Annotated in this window: 4 protein-coding genes; 1 reads left to right on the top strand and 3 read right to left on the bottom strand. The window is 68.6% G+C overall.

Features of this window, described 5'->3' with window-relative positions:
- Positions 1-19 precede the first annotated feature (19 nt).
- The 3 genes from D7V93_RS40895 to rimP form a co-directional block, all read right to left on the bottom strand.
- Positions 20-316, bottom strand: a complete 297-nt coding sequence (locus D7V93_RS40895) for a YlxR family protein (protein ID WP_120648409.1) — start codon at positions 314-316, stop codon at positions 20-22.
- A gap of 19 nt (positions 317-335) precedes the next feature.
- Positions 336-2036, bottom strand: a complete 1701-nt coding sequence (gene nusA, locus D7V93_RS40890) for a transcription termination factor NusA (protein ID WP_120648408.1) — start codon at positions 2034-2036, stop codon at positions 336-338.
- A 65-nt stretch (positions 2037-2101) separates the two neighbouring features.
- Positions 2102-2587, bottom strand: coding sequence for a ribosome maturation factor RimP (rimP, locus tag D7V93_RS40885; RefSeq protein ID WP_120648407.1), 486 nt, complete (start codon positions 2585-2587; stop codon positions 2102-2104).
- 206 nt (positions 2588-2793) lie between these two features.
- On the opposite strand from rimP, the gene D7V93_RS40880 reads away from it, so the two are divergent.
- The coding region (locus tag D7V93_RS40880; RefSeq protein ID WP_279636993.1) for a nitrilase-related carbon-nitrogen hydrolase at positions 2794-3210 on the top strand (417 nt) is incomplete at its 3' end.

Here is a 3210-nt window from a genome sequence, read left to right as displayed (position 1 = left end):
CCTCTCCACCCACCCGCCCTCACTCCCAAGCCTGCCCGAGCTGCGACGGGTCAACCTGCCCCGCCTTGCCTCGGAAGGCCCTGCCCAGCGCCTTACGCTTGAGCGCTGCCGTCAGACAACCGGCACCGCACAGGTACGCCCCCCGCCCCGGCAGCCTCCGCCGCCTGTCCGCCACCACGCCGCCCTGGGGACCTACCACGAACCGGGTGAGTTCCGCCTGTGCCTTGCGCGAACCGCACCCGACGCAGGTCCTGACCGGACCTGACGTCGTGATTTCAGTCGGATGTGTCCCAGGCCGTTTCGTTGCGCGGCGCATGTCCCCGTCCCCCTGGAGCTTACGGTGCCTTGGCCGCTTCCACGCCCTCCGAGCCGCCGGCTGACGCCAGCAGGCTCCTCTCCGCGTTCAACTCCGTGCGGAGCTTGGCCTCCTCCACCAGGTAGTTCTCCGCCGCGCTCTTGAGCTGGCGGGCCTTCTTGATGCCCACCCCGGGCACGTCGCCCAGGCGGGTGAGGTCCTTCTCGTTCGCGATGTCCTCCACCGTGCGGTAGCCGGCGAGGATGAGCTGTTCAATGGTCTTCTCACCGACGCCGCGCACGCGCGCCATGCGCTCCGGCTGGGACAGCTCGTCCGGGTGGCGGCGGGCCTCGGCCAGCCGGGCCTGCTCGCGCTCGTGGTCCATGCGCGACAGCTCCTGCTGGTCCTCCACCATGCGCTTGCGCGCCTCCTCCTGCATGGAGGGGATGCGGGCGGGGTCGATGCCGGGGATCTGCGCCAGCATCTCCGCGTTCGCGTCCGCCACGTCCCGCGCCTGGCGGAAGCCGTGCGCGTAGAGCGTCTCCACCAGCATCTCGTTGACGCCGGGCAGCGCGCCCAGCGAGCGGCTCGCGAACTCGCGCATCTCGCGCACGCGGCTCTCGCTGTTGATGTCCAGCTTCCAGCCGGTCAGCTGGGCGGCCAGCCGCACGTTCTGCCCGCGCCGACCGATGGCGAGCGAGAGCTGGTCGTCCGGGACGATGAGCTCCATGGCGTGGTTCGCCTCGTCGATGATGACGCGGCTGACCTCCGCGGGGGCCAGGGCCGAGCACACGAAGCGCGCCGGGTCCTCGTCGTAGGGGACGATGTCGATCTTCTCCCCGCGCAGCTCCTGCACCACCGCCTGCACGCGGCTGCCCTTCATACCGACGCAGGCGCCCACCGGGTCCACGTCCGAGTCACGGCTGGACACGGCGATCTTCGCGCGGCCACCCGGCTCACGCGCCGCCGCCTCGATGACGACGATGCCTTCGGCGATCTCGGGCACCTCCATCTCGAAGAGCTTGGTGAGCAGGTTCACGGAGGCGCGCGACAGGACGATCTGCGGGCCCTTGGACTCGCGCAGCACGTCCAGCACGTAGGCCTGGACGCGGTCGCCAGGGCGGTAGGTCTCGCGCGGGACCTGCTCGCGCACGGGCAGCACGGCCTCCGCGCGGCCCAGGTCCACCACGATGTTGCCGCGCTCGAACCGGCGGGCGATGCCGGTGACGATCTCGTTCTTGCGGTCGCGGTACTCGTTGAAGACGTTCTCGCGCTCGGCGTCCCGCGTGCGCTGGAGGATGACCTGCTTGGCCGTCTGGGCCGCGATGCGGCCGAAGCCGCGGCGGAAGGTCTTCAGCCGGAGGATGTCCCCGTACTGGTCGTCCTGGGCCTTGGCCTCCGCGGCGTCCTCGTCACGGTAGAAGATCTGGAAGACGAGCTCGTCGTCGGCCTCCACCTCCATGCCCTTCTTGTGGGCCTCCGCCATGGAGATCTGGTTCACGGCCTGGACCGGATCGATGATCTCCTCGACGACGGTGATGGCCTGGAACAGCTCCACCACGCCCTTGTCCGGGTCGTACTTGGCCTCGAGGTTGCGGTCCTGGCCAAAGTGCTTCTTGGCCGCGGTCTTCATCGCGTCCTCGAGGGTCGCGATGAGCACAGCCCGCTCGATGCCCTTGTCCTTGGCGACCTGATCCAGGACGAGGTTGAGGTTGACGGCCGGGTTGGCTGGCGTTGCCATGACGTTCTCCTAAAATGGGTCCACGGGCGGCCCTGGCGCGATCAGGGTCCCCTGTATGTCGACGTCTAGAACTCGAACTCCAGATTGGCCTTGGCGATGTCCTTGAAGGGGATGCGGAAGTTGCCGCCCCCTTCCACGTCCACGGAAATGGCGTCGGCCGCCACGTCGGTGAGCGTTCCGGCGAAGTTCTTCCGCGGAGGATCGCCCAACGGACCGAAGGTCTTCACCTTGACCTTCTGCCCCTTCACCCGTTCGAAGTGCACCGGCTTCTTCAACGGCCGGTTCACCCCGGGGCTGGAGACCTCCAGGCTGTATTCCTGGGGGATGAAGTCCTCCACGTCGAGCACCGGATCCACGGCGCGCGACACCTGGGAGCACTCCTCCAGACCCACCCGGCCGCCTGGCTTGTCGATGAACAACCGCAACACCCAGCCCTCGCGCTCGCGGACGTACTCCAGGTCCACCAGCTCCAGGCCTTCGTTCGCCACGATGGGGTCGAGCAGCGTCGCCGCCTGTTCCTCCACCGTCTGTTTGATGTTCTTCGACTCCATACCGGGATGCAGGTCTCCAAAAACACGAAAAGCGGGCACGGCGGCCCACTTTTCGATGTGATGCGTCGAAAAATGTCGGGGCGTCCGTAACACACGCCCCCTCGGGGTGTAAAGGAAGGACACACCCCGAGGCTCCTGGTCAACGCCCCCCTGGAACGAAGGATTCCCAGGGGTTCGCGAGTCGGAGCGGCGTTATAACGGCCGCCATGCACCTCATCGCCGCCGCCCAGATGGTGTCCACCGCGGACAAGGCCCACAACCTGGACGTGGCTGCCCGCCTCGTGCGCCAGGCCGCTGGCCTGGGAGCCCGCCTGGTGGGTCTGCCGGAGAACTTCTCCTGGATGGGCCCGGAGCCCGAGCGCCACGGCGCCGCGGAGGCCCTGGACGGGCCCACGCTGAGCCGGATGGCGGACCTGGCCCGGGAGACGAAGCTCACCCTGCTGTCCGGCTCCATCCTGGAAGCGGGCGCGCCCGGCGGCCGGCTCTACAACACCAGCGTCCTGTTCGGCCCGGACGGCGCGCGGCTGGCCGTGTACCGGAAGATGCACCTGTTCGACGTGGATGTGGGGGATGGTGCCACCTACCAGGAGTCCGCGGCGGTGGCGCCGGGGACGGAGGTGGTG

This window comes from Corallococcus llansteffanensis (assembly GCF_003612055.1).
Classification (GTDB): Bacteria; Myxococcota; Myxococcia; order Myxococcales; family Myxococcaceae; genus Corallococcus; species Corallococcus llansteffanensis.
This window is presented reverse-complemented; position numbering and strand designations above follow the sequence as displayed.

What these genes read in the sequence shown, in the direction of transcription:
- D7V93_RS40895 (WP_120648409.1), bottom strand. Translation starts at nt 316, where the DNA reads ATGCGCCGCGCAACGAAACGGCCTGGGACACATCCGACTGAAATCACG.
- nusA (WP_120648408.1), bottom strand. Translation starts at nt 2,036, where the DNA reads ATGGCAACGCCAGCCAACCCGGCCGTCAACCTCAACCTCGTCCTGGAT.
- rimP (WP_120648407.1), bottom strand. Translation starts at nt 2,587, where the DNA reads ATGGAGTCGAAGAACATCAAACAGACGGTGGAGGAACAGGCGGCGACG.